The following is an 18,215-nucleotide window of genomic DNA, read 5'->3' as shown; positions in this document are numbered from 1 at the left end:
TGAGCAGTACGTTGCGCAGGTCTGTCGGGTAGATGGGCGCGTCGCCATAGATGATGGTCTTGATTTCCCCGCCGTTGTAGCCTTGACGGCGGGCGTGCTCGACCATGCTCGTGAACATGGCGGGGGCCACGAACAACGCGATATTGCCGAATCCGCTCGCCAGCCCGAACAGTTCGTCGACCTTGAAGTCGCGAGATTCCGGGACGACATGGCGCGCGGCCCGACGCACATGGATCAGGCTGTAGAGCCCGGCACAGTGGGACATCGGCGCGGCATAGACCACGGCCTCATCGGCGTCGATCGGATCGACATCGGGCGAACAGCCCTGTGACATGACCGTCAAGTTGCCGTGGCTCAGCATCACCCCTTTGAAGCGATCATTGGGGCCGCAGGTGTAGAACAGCCAGGCGAGGTCATCGGCCTGCCGTGGATAGGGGGTGTGCGGCGGCGAAGTGATCGAGGTGAGGGCCCCCATGTCCTCTCGATCCAGCTCTCGACATACCGGGGGCAGGGCCCCGGGCGCGAACATTTGACCGCCATCGGTAACGATCAGCCGGGCCTGGGCGTTGCGTACGATCCAGGCGGCCTCGACGGGATGCAGCTTGCAGTCGATCGGCACCGCCACGGCGCCGGCCCACCAGATGGCATAGAGCAGTTCGAGGTACTCGCAACAGTTCTTCATGAACAGGACGACCCGGTCGCCGGGGGCAATACCATGCTCGTCGATCAGATAGGCGGCCCGGTGCCGGACCAGGTCGACAAAGGCGCGGTAGTTGGCGACGGGCCGCCGTCCCTCGAACAAGGCCGCCCGTTTCGGGTGGTGAAGGCCCGCTTCGTCCAGCCAGTTGGCGATATTCATGCTCGGCTCCTGAGTGGCTGAAGGATATGCGCACACTAATCAGCCTGATGGGGCCAACGGCTCTGCATTAGCGGTCTCCGCCGCATTGAGCGGCATAATCCATGAGGGGTGGATTGGCGTCCATGAGAAATAACTTCAGGCATATCAAGCGTTGTTTGAAGCGCTGCCCAATGTATTCTGGCGTCGACTTTTATATGAAGACAGCTTCCCTATGGGGAGGCGTGTGGGCCGTCCTCCATCAGCGCTCACCAATCCGGTCCAGCGCCTGCTTCAACTCGGTTGGGTTGAGCGCTTTGAGATTGAGAGAGAAAAGCGCGGCGAATCGCTGACGGATATGCGCAACCGTCGCGTCAAATGCGGCCTGGACCTCTTCATCCGTGCCGCTGACCTCGGACGGATCGGACAGGCCCCAGTGGCTCTTGATGGCGGGGCCGAAGTACACCGGGCAGGGCTCGCCGCCGGCCTTGTCGCACACGGTGATCACCAGGTCCGGCGGATTGTCGGCAAAGCTTTCCGAGCCCTTGCTATAGAGTCCCGAAGTGTCCACGCAAAGCCCTTGCAAGGTGCTTACCGCGCGAGGGTTCAAGTGCCCGCTGGGGAAGCTTCCGGAACTGACGGCCGTCATCCCTTCAGGCGCCATCAGGTTGAACAGGCCTTCGCTGAGCACGCTACGGCAGCTATTGGCGGTACACATGAACAGAACTTTCATCGTTGTCTCCTGGGCTTGGATGCTCAACCGCAGGGCCTGGGGTATGAGCGGGATGGGAAGTGTGAGAGGGCGGCCAACCTTTGATTGTCTCAGGCGCGGGCTCAGCAGCAAGCGGCCTGGCGAACAGGACGGTCTGCCATGGAGGTAAGGCGGTCGGTGCTCCGGTCGACCCAGGCTCGATTGGCCTTGAGGGTCACCTGGAGAATGTCCTCGACCCACTCCGGCAACTGCGGGTGCAGGCGGTAATAGATCCATTGCCCTTGGCGGCGATCTTCCAGCAGTCCGCAGGTGCGTAGCTGGGCAAGATGACGAGAAATTTTCGGCTGGCTATCGTCCAGCGCCCAGATGAGTTCACAGACGCAAAGCTCTCCCTGTTCGCAGAGCATCAGCATGATCCGAGCGCGGGTCTCGTCACCGAGGCACTTGAAGACAGTGGCGGGGGAAAGGCTCATGGTGGCGTCGCGCAATACATATGAATATTCGTATATTCGAATATACATATTTACTGGTCTTGGTGAAAGGGGAGGTTCAATGACGACATCGGCGTTGACCATGTCGATCTTGCCGGAGGCGATGGCACAGCGGGCGGTGGCGCCGTCAAGACGTGTGGTGCAAGCATTGCTGCGCTGAGAGAGATCAAGCCCGGGGCGGCTCGATCTCTCGGGGTTTGACTAGCGCGCCGGGATCAAGGCAGTTCAAGGGTTTTGAGGGGCGAGCCATTCGTGCCGCGTGGCATCAGGTGGCCGATGCTCATGATCACCAGCGGCGTGAACAGCGCGATATAGGCATTGTCGATGCCCCACGGATTGCCGGCCAGGAACCATCCGACGGTCGCCACCAGGGAGGCGATAATGCTGATGAACGCGGCTTTCGGCGTACCGAATTTGGGCGCGTAGAACACCATCAGCACCAGCACCGCCAGGGACGCGCGTAGGGCTTTGCCGAGGAAGGCGATCATCAGCACCTTGTCGGAGGTCAGGGCCAGTGCGATCGGCAGCAGGCCGACGACGACGGTTGCCAGCCGGACAAAACGCAGGGATTTGACGTCGCTTTTTTCCGGGTTGAACCAGGGCTCGTAGAAGTCCCGCAGCAATAACGTGGCCGAACCCATGCTCACCGCCGAGATGGTGCCGAACAGCGAGCCGGCCAAGCCCGCCACCACCAGGCCCGCGGTCAATTGATCCATGCTCGCAATCAGGCGCGGAAAGGCTTGCAGCGAATCCACCTGGGGAAACAAGGCGGCGCTGCACATGCCGATCAAGGCCGCGCCGATACCGAAGGGAATCATCAGGCCCGCGCAATAGAAGCACGCCCGTTGCGCCTTGCCCGCGTCACTGACCGTGTTCACCGCTTGAATCACATATTGGGTGGAGAAGATCGAGCCGATGCCGGCGATCATCCAGGCGATGATCTGACCCCAGCCGATGGCGGTCCAGTCGAACATGCTGGGCGGCAGTTGAGTGCGCAGGGCGCTGATGCCGCCGACCTGTTTCAAGCCGAACCACAGCGCCAGCCCGACGCCGAGGTACTTGAGGCTGGCGTGGACGAAGTTGGTATAGATAACCGAGCGCATGCCGCCGATGCTGACGTACAGCACCGACACCACACCGACAATGATGATCGCCAGCGTGCGATCGACCTGCAGCACACTGGCCAGCACCGCGCCGCCGCTGGCATAGATGGACACCGCGACGATTTCCAGGGCGAAGATGGTGATGATCGAGGTGGCAAAACGGGTTTTCTGCCCGTAGTTGCGCGACAGCACGCCGGAGATAGTGTTGTCGCCCAGGTCCTTGTATTTGCGCGCCAGCAGCCAGGCGAACAACACAAAGCCCAGGGCCAGGGCGAACAGGTTCCAGGCGGCGGAGATGCCGGTTTTGAAGCCGGTTTGCGCGGTACCGATACTGACGGCGGTGCCGATGAATTCCGACAGCATCAAAAAGCCGATCAGAAACGCCGGAAAGTGCCCGCCGCCGGTGGTGTAGTTATTGGCGCTACGCGAGTGTCGACGCACACCGAAGCTGATCAGCGCGAGGCTGAGCATGTAGAAGGCAGTGATGGAAAGGACGATCCAGGAGGAGTGGGACTGCATGTTCATTACCCGATCAACGTGAGGAAGGTTGAGGGGAATGCTGCAGGAGCGCGTTCGCAGGCTGGGTTCATGGTGATGCTCTTTAAGTATTGTTGTTGTGCGTTTTAGCTTCCTACCTTTGGTTTGTGGTGTCTAATATTGAGTAAGTATTGCTGAATACCTTAAAGGTATCGGCGTGTGCCAAAAGACGTTGAACTATTGGGGATGAAACATTCTGATTACCCTTGTAGGATCGGTCCTTCAACTCCCGACGAGTCAGAAAAATGGATGTTCACTCGGTTCTTGCCTTCACCCTGGTTGCGGGTATTGCCATCGCCAGCCCGGGTCCTGCGACATTGATGGCATTGAACAACAGCATCACCTACGGTCCGCGCTCCACCCTGTGGTCGTCACTCGGTAACGCCAGTGGTCTGTTCTGTCTGTCGGCGGCGGCCATGCTGGGTCTCGGGGCGCTGCTGGCCAGTTCCGAATGGATGTTCAACGCGGTGAAGATTGCCGGTGCCGGTTATCTGTTCTATCTGGGCGCCAAGCAGTTGTTGAAAAAGGCCCCGGTGCTGGTAGGCGAAGCTCAAGGCCAGCCAACCCGCCACAGGCCGTCGCGCAGCAAACTGTACAAGTCGGCGTTCCTGACTGCGGCGACCAATCCCAAGGCGACGATGTTTTTCACCGCACTGTTCCCGCAGTTCATTGATCAGAGCGCCGCACTGCTGCCGCAATTTCTGATCCTCACGGCGATCTTCATGGCCCTGTCGCTGACGTCCTTGAGTTTGTATGCCGCACTGGCCTCTCGCGCCAAAGGCCTGCTGATTCGTCCCGTATTTTCCAAATGGTTGAACCGGGTGGTGGGGTCGACCTTTATTGGCTTTGGTGCGGCGGTACTGAGCATGCGTCGGCAGAGTGTTTAGGAGCGAAAGGTGTCGCCCATGGCCGGCGGAAATCGGCCAGGAGCGGACAGTGGAGATAATTATGGAAATGGGTAGCGTCACCTAACCTACAGGGAGATAACAATGAGAAAATTTGCGTTTTCTGTGGTTTTAGTCTGCGTTGCGTTATCTGGTTGTACACGTAGTGCTCACTTATATCCCGCAAATGATATTGCTACTGCTACAGGTGTCCTTACGGCAGATTTTAAGTCTTATGGTTCAGGCCACGGAGATATTAAAGTTATCATGCCAGACGGAGAGTTATTGATCGGTGAGTATTCTTTAGTGCGCGGCGGTACTATTGGCTTTGGTAATGTGTACGGTTCGGTTTATGGTTCTTCTGGTTTATCTTCGTTTTCTGGAAACTCAAGCTCATATGTAATGCCCGGCGGCAGCCCTGGTACTGCATCACTGTTTGGCGATAAAGGAACAAGCATGTTGTGTGAATTTTATAATGATAATTTCAGTGGTCATGGTAACGGTGGATGCAAGAGCTCCAGAAACGCACTATATCGCCTACAATTTTAAATCTCACAAGTTGTTTGTTGGACTGGGTGACTGTGGGGAGGCTGCGGTTAGCCGAGGCCAGATTCTGCGTAAAAATGAATCTGTCCCACTTTTCTCACCGCACAATAAGCACCTACCAACCACAGGAGTCAAAACAATGAGCTTTCAAGAAAAAGACAAGTCGCTGCAAAAATAAAATCTCGAACAGCTTACACAGCGTCTAACCATCAACATGAACAAAGAAACCAGAGTAGCTCACCTGCCGCCTGATCACAAGAATCGAGTAAATCCATCCGTGACGGTCATCTCTCAATAAATCAAAGAACGCATTGGTCGCGACAAAATTCGCGATGTCGTTATCGATGAGTATCAGAAGGCGCTGACAATGCCGGGGATAGTGGTTGAGCGGAAAGACAACGACCTTACGGTGATTGTTCTCCCCACCCGGAAAAGCTCGAATGACTATAAGTCTCTGTCTGAGCTAGTAAGGAAGAACAATTCGGAAATCGCAGAGGATCCAGATCTCGCGGAACCATATTTCTGACTCAAGGAGTCTTTGGGTCGATTGCAGTCGTCCGCCCGATGATCGCTATCGACCCCAAAGCAGGTGCTCGTATCTACCCAATCGACCAATTAAAATTAGATGACTGCTTGAAGCGATTGCATGCTTCCCAAAAGCGCCTTTGTATGGCACGGTCTTCAAGTCATTTCCACTCAAGAGGACGTATGGAAAAGCTCAGGAGTTTCGTCGGCAATACGCTTGGTACGGGCGCGGTAGCGGTTGGCCTGTGGGTTGCTACAGTGGATCATGTAGCAGCAGCAACCGCCTGCTTATCGGCTGGCGTGCTCATTTTGTTGATTGCCAACATCAATCACTTTGAATTCATCAAGGGGTTCGGTTTTGAAGCCCGGACTAAAAAACTGGACGAAAAAATAGAAGAAGCCGACAGGCTTTTTACGCAGTTGAAACTAGCGAGTCAGCTATTCGCTGATATTTCTGTGCAAGTAATGTCACGTACAGGCCGTTGGGCAGGCCCCATTCCAAAGAGTGAGACTCAGGATCTCGTTACCCGCATTGAGACGTTACTCAAATCGTTCGGAGTCGACCAAATCGGCATTAATAAAAGCCTTGACCCGTTCCACCGAATAATGCTTCGAGGCTTGGCAATACCCTGTATCCATGCATTTTTTTCTGAACTCGATCGTCACGCACAACTTGTGAACATTGCTATGGGAAAGCGCTCAGCCGATGAGCAGGCTAGGACGGGGTTGCCTATTGTGGCTGATGACCCTCAATACAAAGCACTCCAAAATGATTGGCAGGTGATGCAGCAATTCATAAAAGAGATGCGACAAACCTTGGATAATTCTGACCCTTTTGCTTTAGGGCCACTTCTAGAGCAATCGGTAGCAGACGCTCCAGGTTGGACAGACTATGAGCGCAGCGCATTTCTTGCGTCTATCAAAAAAAATATCGACGAATGGAAGTTCTATGTAAAAAACTTACGCTTGAATGACGTTCCTGCGTGGCTGGCTCGGGAATGGGGGCACTAGGGCACCTCTGTAATAGGGGAGTATACGCTCGTGATTACCAGAATCGATCCATACTTGACTATCTTTCGAGTTTGCAAACCACCCTAAATGCCTGTTTAAGCTCGATGCCGACCAATGGTCAAAACTTAGGGATTTGAGCAGAACGAAAATTAATTCGCCGTCATAGATGGACTGGGAGTGAAGAATTTTTAGATTGCTCCATAAGGTTATACGTCTATAGTGACTTTAGAGGTCTCATCAGTTGAAGATGATTTGTTGCCAGTTACCAAAAAGTCAAATGCACTAAGATTTAGACAAATATTTATTTTTTTTGGACAGCGCTATCATTGGGGGTGACTCATATGGGAAAAAATGTATTCGTGCGTGGCTATGCCCTGGAATCTTACGAACGATTGATTTTGCAAAAATATAATATTTTTTTTGATGGATTGTGGGAGTTTGAGGATTGTTATTATGTGTTGATTGGTGAGGCGAGCACGAATCTACCTGATCAAGAACTTGCTAATTTGATTTCTTGGTTTGATGAGTCATGCAGAGTAATCGGAACTCCTGTGAAAATTGTTAAAAAGCTTCCTGTGGGGGCAGTGTCAGTTCCGGCGAGGTCAAGCTCTCAGCTTTCCCAGTACCACGGAGTGCCATTTACCACCCCTGAATTTAACAAGCTTCTTAAAAATGTGCTTTCTAAAGATTTTCCAAGGGTCGCTGCATATTGTGATCATGGCGGGATCAAGCTGATTGTAGAGTCGACTATAACAGCAGAACAACGTGCTGAGGTTGATATTGCATTAGCAAATTTAGGTTTTGATGTGGAAGCTGAAATTGTCGTTAAGACATCTGGTTGGGCGGAAGACGCTAGCGATAATATATATATCGAGGGAGATACAAAGAAAGCGCTTCCAGCTGCTTTACGCTTGGCGCTCGAAGCGGATGAAGATTTCTGGGTAGACAGCAGGCTTTCTCTTTTTGCGGAGGGAAGTATAGACAGGTGTCATTTTTTGGATTCTAAGCTTGCCATGGAGGCTTGCTCTTGTTTTGTAAATAGCATGGCGTTGATACCAGGCAACTTAAGAGGCTACCTAACTCTTTATAAAGTCGTATGGATTGCTCTACCCTTAGAGGGGTTCAGTGAGGCGGTGTTTGAAGGGTTTAATGTAAACGAGGGTGAGTTGTTGGAGCTAGCCGCCAAGGGGCGGGTAGGCTTTGTGTTGCCTGGCAAGATTCCGATGTATTCTATTGGTTTTCTTGCTAAATTATTAGAGGTCGCACCAAAGTCGATAATTTTTTCTAAAAGGCTTGCTGCGGCTTCAATTGCAGAATCAAGGAGGCGAAATCCGTTGCTGTTCCCCAGCTTGAATAACGTTGAAAGACGGGCTGTTCTAGATTTGCTATCTGCTACGAGCGGTGTTGGAGCAAACGAGTTACCAGGGATTTTTGTCCAGCACTTCTCTGAGGTATGGCCTTCGCTGGAGTATAGTTTTAACGATCTCGGGGCATTAGGCATGTTGCGAAATGGCTTGAGTCAAATAGCCACGGGTATCGCGAAAAAGTACCATGCCATTGATCTAGCGCCAGCTATTCAAGTTTCTATGGCGTCAGTTGAGTGGGCGGCGGCGCTAGGAGCAGTATACAACCCTATTAAAACTCCGGATTTTGATGAAGGGCCTTTTGCCGAGTTTTGCGGTAGTATCATGACGGGAGTAAAGCAAGATAGTATTGTTGCACCCGTATGTGATATGAGCGCCCTAATAGAGGGGGTGCTCTGCTTGGATAATGATGCACCTATAATTGAAGTTTCGGAGGTTTTTGACGGCTCTGACATGTCATCATTGCAAAAGTTGATTCAAGAAAAATCTGTTTCTAACACGGATTTTTCTGAGTATGTAAAATCACTGAATGGCAAAGTTAAAAGATTTGAAAAAAATCAAGCAAAAGTTCAGCTGTTGGATTTGGTTGGGCTGGCGGGAGGTTTTGCAGCAATTGCGTCAACGAGTGGAGTAGCTAGTTATGTGCCTATAGGTGCATGGGTTCTCCAGAAAATTTTTATGCAATCTGATTCATTTGTGCACGGCCCGGTATTGGATTGGGTTAGAGCTAAAACATACATGACCACCCAGGACGTAGTTTTAGTTAGTCGTTTACGTAAAAAAATGGATTGATTGGACGATTTAGATAATACCGTACCAGTTTGATCGATTCTCGAAGGTCAGCCCAATAAAAAACTGCTGTTGGTAAGTAAAACGTCATGAGATAGGCTGTTTTTGGCCGATTCTGTTGAAAAAGTCGACCAGGGCGACGGTCCATGCATTGAGCGATGAAAACGTAATTTTTGCACGCTGCTACGTGAAATCTGAGTCCTGCACCCTCTGCTCAGGACACGGATTTCAATCTCAGACGCTTATTTTTCTGTCGTGAAAACCGAAACCGACTTTTTCAACAGAGTCGGCCGATAGCAGCCGATCACGTAAGGCTGCTCTCAATAGACCGGGCCGTTGCGTACGGTGAATGAGTGGGGAGAGCTTTTCAGCTTCCTGGCGGGCAATTCGCTAATCATCCCAGTCCAGTTCCCTGTCGGGCGTTTTGTCTTGTTCGGGGACGTCTGGTACTCTCCCTTAAAGTCAATTCGCGAAATAGCCTTCCAAAAAAACTCATATTTCCTACGCGTTTCAGGCATGAGAGAATATTGCGTGCGCCAAACGTCGAGGCTACTGTTCAAGTGTCGCTGCAAATTCAGCGACACGGGTGTGGAAACCCGTAAAGGAATCGGCGCACATTGCCGCATAAGCGGCTTTTTTGTCTTCGCTTTATGGCGGGCTGTGCGTGGGACACCTATGGTGTGCCGGGTTCCTATTCTCCGGTTTTCCACCCCGCGCACAGTTCGCCACCCTTCGCGTGGAAACGAAAATGGCGAACTCCTAAATTTGAATAGGGAGGTCACCATGACCAAGAAAATTACCCCCGATCCGCCGACCGTTCGCAAAGCCCTCAGCACCGCTGATAGGGCGACGTACCTTCGCAAACTCTCTGATACGCCATCCAACGAGCCCGAGCCAGCCCCGGCCGACACGCTACGTTTGGTCGATACCCTCGCGCTCACGAGCTCCAAACCCGTCATCCCCGAAGCCCCCTACAAACCCACGCTATTCGCCATCCAGCCCGGCATCACCGCCCAGGACGCTCTGGTCTACGTTTCCAATCTGCTCGAAACCGCGGAACTCAATGGCGACGAAATCAGCCTGCACACCAACCCGGTAGAACGGGCGTTGTTCTGGGGCATGCTGCATTCGGTGGAGGTGGCGCGTGCGGTGGTGGATGCCTTGTTGGAGGGCGAATCCCCGTCTAATCAGCTATCGTCAGCGTTGGGCAACCCTCCGAATGGTTGAGGTTGCCAGCCAATAAAGCGCCCCCCGTTCCCAAGGCGATGAGTACGGGGCGAAAAGGGGATGTATTTATTGAGAGCAAATAGATACGTCTGCCTTTTGGGGGGGAATCCTGAAATTGCCTTTTTTTAAGTGATGTGTTCTGTCTGCAAAGGCTACGTTTTGGCCGGTTGTGACTGTCAGCAATCGGCCAAAAGCTGACATTCATACACCCGATGATTGACCGTATTGCTCGAGCATTCATTCCCGCCAACGCCTTCGATTGCTATTATTGGGGCTCACGAGCCGAACCGCAGTTAAACCGTCACTTGTTAATAATTAGGTACTCATAGTAATAAAGTGCCTTAATAAGATGATGTAAATAATGCATTTCGCGAAACTGAATTAGTATCATCCGCATAAAATTTAAAAAATTTATCTCTACCTTGTTTTCTTGGCGTAGCCCCTCTTTGCTAGGGTAGCAAGTGATCATCTGCGTTGAATCATCATACTCAAAGGTATAGTGAGCAATTGAATTTCTAATATCTGTATCCAATAGCCCCTCATCAAGTTTGTACCAACAGTCATCCAGGTATTTCAGTTTTTCGGAGAGAACTTTATTTGCGAATTTGTCGAGACTGGAAAGCGCCGGACCATCTTTGCTTGGCAAGAAAGAGTTATGGTCGCCACGATGAATTAGATTGTTTATTCCGGCCACCAAAGCTAATTGTCTCCCAACTATCTCCGATAGGTCCTTATACATATCTTTGCAGCTATCAAATCCTAGTTTGGAGATTTTTGCAGAGCTTTTCTTGCTCTCCTGACCTGTGCAGAAATCAAGAAATATGGCTGGTCGCAAATAAAGTTCAAGCTCAAAAATACGTCCATAAAGACTTAGGCAGTCGCGCTGGAGACCATTGAGGAATCCTGTCTCTTTTATATATCTATAAAACTCATCAAACTTCTCGCGGCGAGTTTGTGCAAGGTGAATTATTATTTCAGGATAGCGACCGGCGACTTCGCGGACAGTTTCCTGCTCAAGAAAAGCCAGTGAAACCCTTGAAAGTACGGTATAAAGTAGAGCATTAATATCCTGAGGCGCTAAAGAATTAGTATGTTCTCCCTCCAGAAACTCTATTGCCTTTTTCCTGAAAAGTTCTTTATTGTTTCGAGGGTACAACTTAAGCAGTTGCTTAACTTCGTTAAATCTTTCGCCAAAATAATTCAAAAAGTCGAGTCTGATTCGAAATATTTCTACAGCTGGGACTCCATTGATATGGATTTTGTCTTTGTCGACCATTCCGCATGCTACCAAATATGGGGTTTTACCCATCACGTAGGTTTGGCTCCAGATTGGAAAATCTAAATGCAAATCAATGAAAAAGCGCTTTTTTTGTTCGAGAGAATCTCGTTCGAATGGTATTTCTTTGGCATTACGCAAAGCGGTACCAACCATATCTTTAATATCTATCTCAATAGCTACGCCACACCCTTCACATAGAAAAGATAGAGGTTGAAATCTTCTATTAGACATGCCTATGCGGCAATGAGTCTCAGCCCCACAGGTATCACAAACGATCATTGTATTTGTATTCATTGGGATATTACTTGTCCTTAAGATTATCTAGAGCAGAAGAGAGAATTATCGAAGCCCTTGGAAAGCACTTAACAGTACGGCCTGACTTGGAGATTTATTCGGAGATGAAGTGCTAGGCTTCTCAAAAAGACCGTTGAATCTCTGCATTTGACTAAAATAAGCCGAACGTATCAGGCACAAAGTGAAGTAAATACGCTTTCGTTGTTTATTTCGCTGGCCACATTCTGCCTTCCTGCCCGTAATTATTGGTTTTTACCACATCCTTGGATCGCCCCTCAATTATATGGCGTATCCGTCTCACTGGTTTTGGCTTAAATCGGCCCGGATCTGCCCGTCTGCTTTTGGCCCAAGCTGTGTGAAAACGTTTTTGAGCAGGTTTGACAGTCAGGACTGGAACGAAAATCGCGTTCCTACGCAAATTCCCGGTCTGCTGAGTAACCAAACGCTGGCAGATTTTACATAGCAACGCAGACTTCAAAACGGCACATGCGTTTTCACACAGCCTGGGCCGATAGCTGCCTGTCGTCATTGGCAGCTGTCGGACTAACCACCGCCGGGCGCTCGGCGTGTCGGAGAGTCTGTCCCGGCAGCACTTCACCGCGCTTTTCCTGTACGGCTCTCACGGTGCCTGACAGACGTAGATCTAGAAGCTTGTTGATATCTCTATATTGTGAATTTCAATGTATTCAATTAGCTTGCGGTAAGATTTGAGAAGAGTAGCCCTGCTGGACCAATTATTTTCCTCATCTAGCACTTTCGGATTTATAAAGCTTCCGTTGTGCTTGATAAAGTGCTCGCTATCTTCCAAGCATAGCTTGGTATGATCCCAATCATCTTCGAATACTGCGTTGAAGGAGGATAAAAAATCAGATATTAATTGATTTAGCTCTGTATGTGTTTTAAATCCACCAGATTTTTGGATGGCTAAAGCTCGTGATAAATTCAATATTTCTTCCAATACTTCACGATCTGTACGAACATCGGATTTGTTTCCGCTGGCTAATGGTTCCTGCTTGGTTATTTCTCTAACTTGTTCTTCTAGCACGGGCCAGAATGTTTCAAATACAGTATGAAGTACTGTCTCCTCTAGTGTGTTTTCCTTATTTGCCTTATTGAGATCAGAAACGAGCCGCTTGAAGTCTGACTTGTTAAAAAGTGTGGTCTGAAACTGCGTCAATGGGCCATTGATGTCAGAGTTATCTAGCTCAATCAAAATAGGGCATACCAATGACTGTTCAACCTTCTTTGAAATCGCTCCCGCTTCAAACATAAGCCATTGGCTGAATAGATTTTCTCTGGTTACGCAAAAAATCCCAGCCATGGAATCGTCTAGTTCCCTAGCTATGTCCGATGACCACCGCGTACCTTTTTCAATGTCGCTCGGTGTAAAATATGGCTTTACCGTTTGCAGCACTGTAGGCAACCAATTCCTAATGGCTTCTGCTACTTTTTTGCTGGTGTCACCCGACCAACTTATAAATACTTTCATAGCGCCTCATCGTTGAAGTAAGAAATCTAAAAAATAGATGCAATAGCAACATGTGAAAATTCACGGCCGCTCAGCCGATCTGGATTTTGCGTAGAAACGGGACTTTCAGTCCAGAACATGGCCCCAATCGCGCTGAAAAACGTTTTACACTGCCTCGTCCGGAAGCTGCCGGAGGCACAATACTGTGCCGCGGTGGCGCGCTGCAATGGCCGCGCGAGCAACGCAAATTTGTCCTTTACTGGCCGACGCGCCGAGTAGCTGATGCTGAACGGCGGCTTCTTCCCGAAAATGTCCGGTCCACCGTGGCGTATGCTAAGAGGCGAATGACGTACTGCGCTTTGACTTCAGCGGGACGTTGATGGGCTATAGCAGAGGGTCGATGCCTTCCAGTCGGTCCACAAGCGTCGGTTCGGCCATCCAGGTGGCGTCGCTGGTACACTATTTCTACAGCGGCCCTTTAGGCCGCCCATAAGCTGGGTCGTGAGATGGATATCAAAGAATTTTGCATCGCTCACGGGTTCGATATGAGCAAATGCGCAGTATCGTCAGGTGGTGGCAGCTTCGAAATGACGGAGCTGAAAACTTCACCTGTCGAGTTCTTGAGCTTAGCGGAAGACGATTTTGAACGGGGTGGTTTGTCGGCCCTTGTCAATGCAACGACTAATGCAAAACGAGCGATTGTCTGTCAGCTTGATCAGTTGCTGATCTCGTTTGGTTATCCATCACTCAGATGGAATGTGCCGAAGAAAATAGAGCGACTGAAAGCGCTCGGCTTATTGGCGCCAAGCCTTTTGCGCAAAGTTGTTAACATGCGGAACATCCTTGAGCACGAATACGAAACCCCTGAGCTTGAAATAGTTGAGGAGGCGCTGGATATTGCGAGTCTATTTGTAATGTCCGCTTCTGCTATGTTCATCCCTTTTGATGATGTCTTGGAGTTTTTGCTGTCTGACCATGCTGCTGGGGGTAGCCCTGTAACGCATATTACGGTCGGATTAAACCGAGAGTATCGTGGTGTTTTCTATACTGTCTATGCATATGAACCCGGCGGATATGGCGGGCGATGTGTTGGTCAATGTGAAATTCCATCAGGACACGAGCTTTTCGAGGCTATGGTCAAGCTGTCCGCATCGCTGATGCTTCGATACAAGGTCAACCAAGCTTTTAGAGATTTCGACACCGCCTACGCGCATCTATGAGCGCCAAAAAGGGGACCAAAAAGGGACAGACTTATTTTTCTAAAATCGCGCATCTGGCTTAGCGCGATTATGGTCTCACTTTCGCATATAACTCTTCCGCCTTCCCGGTGTCAGGCAATAGTCCCTATCACGAGATCCGGTGCAAAAGCACGCACATTCACTAAAAGAGTAAGCAAAGCGCTGAAGGGAGGAAGTGGCCTGTTCACGAGAGTCGCCTGAGATGCCGAGGTAGGCCACGCAACTGCGCTTCGATCCACTGATTGGGCGGTAATTGCAGAGAAAAAGATCCTCATCGCAACGCGCGATACCACCCGTACTGCCAGAATAAGGCGTGCTGCCGGCGTACGCCTGCTGGGATAGCGCAGCGAGCGCCAGAGCGATGAGGCAAAGTAGGGGGAGCGATACGGGCACTTCGAGCATCCTTGCGAGTGATGGCGCGATGCTATCTCTCAAGACTGTCCTTGGACAAGGAATTTGCCTAGAGCTTTTACCTTCGTTGGATGTTCCGGTCAGTGCCGCTATAGCTGCGGACCCGGTCGGAGGCAAAGGTTTGCGGTTCTCAGGCGAGGTTGGCCTCGAAGCTGACGCGCTCGAACGGCAGCTATTGGCCGATAGCATCCGGTCACGCAAGGCTGCTATCGACAGACCGGGCCGTTGAGTACGGTGAATGAGTGGGGGAGAGCTTTGCAGCTTCCTGACGGGCGATTCGCTAGTCATCCCAGCCCAGCTCCCTGTAGGGCTTTTTGTCTTGTTCGGGGGAAGCCCGTCTGGCTCTCCCCCCCAATGAACACGCGAAATTACCTTCCAAAAAAACTCATATTTCCCACACGTTTCAGGCATGGGAGAATATTGCGTGCGCCAAACGTCGGGGCTACTGTTCAAGTGTCGCTGCAAATTCAGCGACACGGGTTTGAACGCCCGGAAATGAATAGGCGCACAGCGCCGCGAAAGCGGCTTTTTTTGGCTCGTGTTATGGCGGGCTGTGCGCAGGAGGCTTCGGCCTGCCGGTTCCTATTCCCGGTCGTTCAACCTGCGTACGGTCCGCCACCTTTTGTTTGAACGCGGAAAGTGGCGAACTCCTGAACTCGAATAGGAATGCCGCTATGGTCAAGAAGATCACCCCCGATCCGCCTGTCGTTTGCAAAGCTCTCAGCACTGCGGATAAAGAGACATACCTGCGTAAGCTCCCGGACACGCCATCCAACGAATCCGAGCCAGTCCCTGCAAACACCCCCCGTTTGCTCGAAACCCTCGCATTCACCAGCTCCAAACCCGTCACCCCCGAATCCCCCTACAAACCCACGCTATTCGCCATCCAACCCGGGGTAACCGCCCAGGACGCCCTGGTCTACGTTTCCAATCTGCTCGAAACCGCGGAACTCAATGGCGACTAAATCAGCCTGCACACCAACCCGGTCGAACGGGCGTTGTTCTGGGGCATGCTGCATTCGGTGGAGGTGGCGCGTGCGGTGGTGGATGCCTTGTTGGAGGGCAAATCCCCGTCTAATCAGCTATCGTCAGCGTCGGGCAACCCTCCGAATGGTTGAGGTCGCCAGCCAATAAAGCGCCCCCCGTTTCCAAGGCGTTGAATATGGGGTGAAACGGGGGCCGTCACGCAAGCGTGCCGGTCAGCTCGGCGTTAGACCTCAGAAACGAATCATAGGCCGCCTACATGTCAACCGAACACCATCACGCAACCTCGGTGTCGCTTCCTCCAGAGTCGGCGATTGCTAAAGCCTACGCATCGATGAATCTCGCCGATGCTTACTCGATCGAGCTTCCCACCGGAGCGTCAACCAATCCTGAATTGTTGGCGAGGTTCATCTTCGCTCACCAAGCGCCTTGGGTCAGCAGACTCATGGCGGTTCGAGACGCGATCGTCGCCGGTTTCGGCCTCAAGACAGCCAAGCATCTCGCCTCACTGGATGCGCAGAGCGGAGCGGGCCGACTCGGCATCTTCAAGCTCTACAGCACAAGTCCAACTGAAGTTGTTCTTGGTGAAGACGACAAGCACCTGGACTTCAGGCTCTCTGTTCTGTGTTCCGGTCAGTCGTCGCCGGGAGCTAAGCGTCACTTGACCCTGTCGACTGTGGTTCATTGCCACAATCGCTTGGGTCGTCTCTATATTTTTCTCATTGCCCCGTTTCATCGCTTGGTTGTTCAGTCCAATCTTCGTAGCGCGGCACGGGTCGGCTGGCCGTCGGCGACGGAGGCGTAAGCCAAAGTCCAAATCATCATGCGCGGCCGACTGAGGTCTCACCCTTCCTCAACCCGGACCGCAACCGAATTCTGCCGCTGCGCGGCATAGGTTGCGGCCTGTTAGCTCGGCGTTGAACGCCAGCTTCCGGGGAGCATGACCGACGGCAAAGGGCCGATAGCGGTCCTGCCGTGACCGGCTGCTCCCGACCCATGGAGGTCATCCCACTGAAGTCATCAGACAGGTATCGATACCTATGTAAGCTCGAATTGCGCCGGCCACGATGAACCGGGGTCAAGGGTGGTGGAGTCTGTACTCCTGGCTCAAACCGCCATAGCCGTAGGCACTGGCACGGCAGTCGATCACATGGATGTTTGAGTGAGGGTGAACATTGCCTATTTCTTTGGCCAGCAATTCGAAAGCCTCATGGTGGTAGCGCGCTTTCTGGGCCTTGGTATTGGTTTCATCCGTGATAGTGACTTCCAGGCGGAACGAGTTGCGTCCTTGTTCGGCCAGCGAACGGCTGTCGATGAACCACTGTTCAGGAGGCAGGAACTGCACCATCACCAGGGTCTGTTCCGGTCGCTTTTCCAGTAGTTCACAGGTCAGAGTGGTGAGTTTCGGGACGATGCTGTGGACCAGTTCAAGGTTCGGCTCGCCAGAAATCTTGAGTGTTATACCGGGCATGTTGAACTCCTTTGCGGGCAATGAATGTCCAGCGCAGAGTAAGAAGTTGCGTTGTTGCTGAAAAGCCGGAAGATGTGCATCTATCTATCGGGAAAACAGCAGGATGAGCATGCGCCCCTTTGACCTTGATCTCTTGCGATCTTTTACCGTTGCCATGGAATCCGGCAGCCTATCGGAGGCCGCGCCGCGACTGTGTCGGTCGCAATCAGCGTTGAGCGAACAATTGCGCAAGCTCGAAGCGTTCACCGGGGTAACGCTGTTGGAACGGGGAAAAAAGGGTGTCCGGCCTACGCCGGCCGGGGAGCGCCTGATGGTGCATGCACGAGAACTGCTGGCCTTGAGTGATCGCGCCCTTGAAGACGTGCGCGGAGTGACGTTTGCCGGCGAATTGAGATTGGCGATCACCGACTACTTTTTGCCTGGCTCGATTGCCGAGTTGTTGAAGCAACTGCGCCTGAACTATCCACGCCTTCGACTGCATGTGTCGGTGCGAAAGAGTCTGCAAATAGAAAGCGGGGCAGATACGGGTAACTTCGATATCGGCCTTTCAATGCGCATACTCGACGGCCGCAGCCTTCCCGAGGGCATCCCGGTGCGTCGGGAAGCATTGCATTGGGTATCTGCTTCGGGGTTTGAGCCGAGGAACGAAGAAGATAACGCGTTGCCACTTTTGGTGCTGCCACAGGGATGCAGCCTCCAACGCCTCACCCGAGAGACGCTGGAGGCACACAACGTGCCGTATGTGATTGCCCATTCCGCGTCCGGAGTGGCAGGGCTGCAATCAGCACTGATGGCAGGGCTGGGCGTCGCTTGCCTGAATACCTCGGCGGTGCCGATGGGCGCAGAGATTTGCCGGCCGGCCTTCCCGTTACCGCCTTTGCCCGACGTTGAGTTCAGCCTGTTACCTGCGCGTGCTGGCGAGGCTCATTTGGTCGGTGCTGTGCGGGAAATGCTTGCCAGCAAATTGGGCGGATGAGTGACACATCTCTGAAGTGAAAACGCCGGGTTTGGGACTCAATGGTGGTGGTCATGAAAGAGGCTGCTTC

14 protein-coding genes and 2 pseudogenes are annotated in these 18,215 nt (G+C 52.0%); 9 read left to right on the top strand and 7 right to left on the bottom strand.

Annotation, left to right across the window (positions count from 1 at the left end; all coding sequences use genetic code 11):
- Positions 1 to 13 precede the first annotated feature (13 nt).
- From CWE01_RS17055 to CWE01_RS17040, 4 genes and pseudogenes are all read right to left on the bottom strand, one after another.
- Positions 14 to 859: pseudogene (locus tag CWE01_RS17055) on the bottom strand (AMP-binding protein); the annotation flags it as partial.
- Positions 860 to 1,097: 238 nt separating this feature from the next.
- A complete protein-coding gene (locus CWE01_RS17050) occupies positions 1,098 to 1,568 on the bottom strand; it encodes an arsenate reductase ArsC (protein WP_100941709.1) in 471 nt (156 codons plus the stop codon).
- A 101-nt stretch (positions 1,569 to 1,669) separates the two neighbouring features.
- A complete protein-coding gene (locus CWE01_RS17045) occupies positions 1,670 to 2,020 on the bottom strand; it encodes a metalloregulator ArsR/SmtB family transcription factor (RefSeq protein WP_157815238.1) in 351 nt (116 codons plus the stop codon).
- A gap of 233 nt (positions 2,021 to 2,253) precedes the next feature.
- Complete coding sequence (locus tag CWE01_RS17040; protein ID WP_100941735.1) at positions 2,254 to 3,660, bottom strand: sodium:solute symporter family protein; 1,407 nt, start codon at positions 3,658 to 3,660, stop codon at positions 2,254 to 2,256.
- A gap of 263 nt (positions 3,661 to 3,923) precedes the next feature.
- Here CWE01_RS17040 and CWE01_RS17035 point away from each other — a divergent pair, with 263 nt between their 5' ends.
- From CWE01_RS17035 to CWE01_RS17015, 5 genes are all read left to right on the top strand, one after another.
- Positions 3,924 to 4,565: a LysE family translocator gene (locus CWE01_RS17035; protein WP_100941707.1), complete on the top strand. Its 642-nt coding sequence runs from the start codon at positions 3,924 to 3,926 to the stop codon at positions 4,563 to 4,565.
- 102 nt (positions 4,566 to 4,667) lie between these two features.
- A complete protein-coding gene (locus tag CWE01_RS33320) occupies positions 4,668 to 5,111 on the top strand; it encodes a hypothetical protein (protein WP_157815237.1) in 444 nt (147 codons plus the stop codon).
- A gap of 705 nt (positions 5,112 to 5,816) precedes the next feature.
- The gene (locus CWE01_RS17030; RefSeq protein WP_100941706.1) at positions 5,817 to 6,644 is read left to right on the top strand and encodes a hypothetical protein; all 828 of its coding nucleotides are present in this window, start codon (positions 5,817 to 5,819) and stop codon (positions 6,642 to 6,644) included.
- Positions 6,645 to 6,985: 341 nt separating this feature from the next.
- Positions 6,986 to 8,800, top strand: a complete 1,815-nt coding sequence (locus CWE01_RS17025) for a hypothetical protein (protein WP_157815236.1) — start codon at positions 6,986 to 6,988, stop codon at positions 8,798 to 8,800.
- Between the two features lie 780 nt (positions 8,801 to 9,580).
- Positions 9,581 to 10,024 carry a hypothetical protein gene (locus tag CWE01_RS17015; RefSeq protein ID WP_100941704.1) on the top strand — a complete coding sequence of 148 codons (444 nt, stop codon included), beginning with the start codon at positions 9,581 to 9,583 and terminating at the stop codon, positions 10,022 to 10,024.
- 301 nt (positions 10,025 to 10,325) lie between these two features.
- Here the strand turns inward: CWE01_RS17015 and CWE01_RS33315 are convergent, their stop codons facing one another.
- Together CWE01_RS33315 and CWE01_RS17000 are read right to left on the bottom strand one after the other, a co-directional pair.
- Positions 10,326 to 11,597, bottom strand: a complete 1,272-nt coding sequence (locus tag CWE01_RS33315; protein ID WP_157815235.1) for a hypothetical protein — start codon at positions 11,595 to 11,597, stop codon at positions 10,326 to 10,328.
- A 643-nt stretch (positions 11,598 to 12,240) separates the two neighbouring features.
- A complete protein-coding gene (locus CWE01_RS17000) occupies positions 12,241 to 13,086 on the bottom strand; it encodes a TIR domain-containing protein (RefSeq protein ID WP_100941701.1) in 846 nt (281 codons plus the stop codon).
- Positions 13,087 to 13,571: 485 nt separating this feature from the next.
- On the opposite strand from CWE01_RS17000, the gene CWE01_RS16995 reads away from it, so the two are divergent.
- From CWE01_RS16995 to CWE01_RS16980, 3 genes and pseudogenes are all read left to right on the top strand, one after another.
- A complete protein-coding gene (locus CWE01_RS16995) occupies positions 13,572 to 14,285 on the top strand; it encodes a hypothetical protein (protein WP_100941700.1) in 714 nt (237 codons plus the stop codon).
- Between the two features lie 1,103 nt (positions 14,286 to 15,388).
- Positions 15,389 to 15,832 (top strand): annotated as a pseudogene (locus CWE01_RS16985) (hypothetical protein).
- Positions 15,833 to 15,957: 125 nt separating this feature from the next.
- Positions 15,958 to 16,503 carry a DUF2867 domain-containing protein gene (locus tag CWE01_RS16980; protein WP_100941698.1) on the top strand — a complete coding sequence of 182 codons (546 nt, stop codon included), beginning with the start codon at positions 15,958 to 15,960 and terminating at the stop codon, positions 16,501 to 16,503.
- Between the two features lie 273 nt (positions 16,504 to 16,776).
- On the opposite strand, the gene CWE01_RS16975 is transcribed toward CWE01_RS16980, so the two are convergent.
- Positions 16,777 to 17,169, bottom strand: coding sequence for a 4-oxalocrotonate tautomerase (locus CWE01_RS16975; RefSeq protein ID WP_100941697.1), 393 nt, complete (start codon positions 17,167 to 17,169; stop codon positions 16,777 to 16,779).
- Between the two features lie 103 nt (positions 17,170 to 17,272).
- Here CWE01_RS16975 and CWE01_RS16970 point away from each other — a divergent pair, with 103 nt between their 5' ends.
- Positions 17,273 to 18,145 (top strand): LysR family transcriptional regulator, encoded by an 873-nt coding sequence (locus CWE01_RS16970; protein WP_256579371.1) that lies wholly within the window; start codon positions 17,273 to 17,275, stop codon positions 18,143 to 18,145.
- Positions 18,146 to 18,215 lie beyond the last annotated feature (70 nt).

This window comes from Pseudomonas sp. QS1027, from assembly GCF_002814235.1.
Lineage (GTDB): Bacteria > Pseudomonadota > Gammaproteobacteria > Pseudomonadales > Pseudomonadaceae > Aquipseudomonas.
This window is presented reverse-complemented; position numbering and strand designations above follow the sequence as displayed.

Bases quoted from the DNA above. Each gene is read 5' to 3' on its own strand.
- CWE01_RS16975 (WP_100941697.1), bottom strand. From the start codon at position 17,169: ATGCCCGGTATAACACTCAAGATTTCTGGCGAGCCGAACCTTGAACTG.
- CWE01_RS17045 (WP_157815238.1), bottom strand. From the start codon at position 2,020: ATGAGCCTTTCCCCCGCCACTGTCTTCAAGTGCCTCGGTGACGAGACC.
- CWE01_RS16995 (WP_100941700.1), top strand. From the start codon at position 13,572: ATGGATATCAAAGAATTTTGCATCGCTCACGGGTTCGATATGAGCAAA.
- CWE01_RS17015 (WP_100941704.1), top strand. From the start codon at position 9,581: ATGACCAAGAAAATTACCCCCGATCCGCCGACCGTTCGCAAAGCCCTC.
- CWE01_RS17000 (WP_100941701.1), bottom strand. From the start codon at position 13,086: ATGAAAGTATTTATAAGTTGGTCGGGTGACACCAGCAAAAAAGTAGCA.
- CWE01_RS17025 (WP_157815236.1), top strand. From the start codon at position 6,986: ATGGGAAAAAATGTATTCGTGCGTGGCTATGCCCTGGAATCTTACGAA.
- CWE01_RS17030 (WP_100941706.1), top strand. From the start codon at position 5,817: ATGGAAAAGCTCAGGAGTTTCGTCGGCAATACGCTTGGTACGGGCGCG.
- CWE01_RS17040 (WP_100941735.1), bottom strand. From the start codon at position 3,660: ATGCAGTCCCACTCCTCCTGGATCGTCCTTTCCATCACTGCCTTCTAC.
- CWE01_RS16970 (WP_256579371.1), top strand. From the start codon at position 17,273: ATGAGCATGCGCCCCTTTGACCTTGATCTCTTGCGATCTTTTACCGTT.
- CWE01_RS33320 (WP_157815237.1), top strand. From the start codon at position 4,668: ATGAGAAAATTTGCGTTTTCTGTGGTTTTAGTCTGCGTTGCGTTATCT.
- CWE01_RS17035 (WP_100941707.1), top strand. From the start codon at position 3,924: ATGGATGTTCACTCGGTTCTTGCCTTCACCCTGGTTGCGGGTATTGCC.
- CWE01_RS17050 (WP_100941709.1), bottom strand. From the start codon at position 1,568: ATGAAAGTTCTGTTCATGTGTACCGCCAATAGCTGCCGTAGCGTGCTC.
- CWE01_RS33315 (WP_157815235.1), bottom strand. From the start codon at position 11,597: ATGAATACAAATACAATGATCGTTTGTGATACCTGTGGGGCTGAGACT.
- CWE01_RS16980 (WP_100941698.1), top strand. From the start codon at position 15,958: ATGTCAACCGAACACCATCACGCAACCTCGGTGTCGCTTCCTCCAGAG.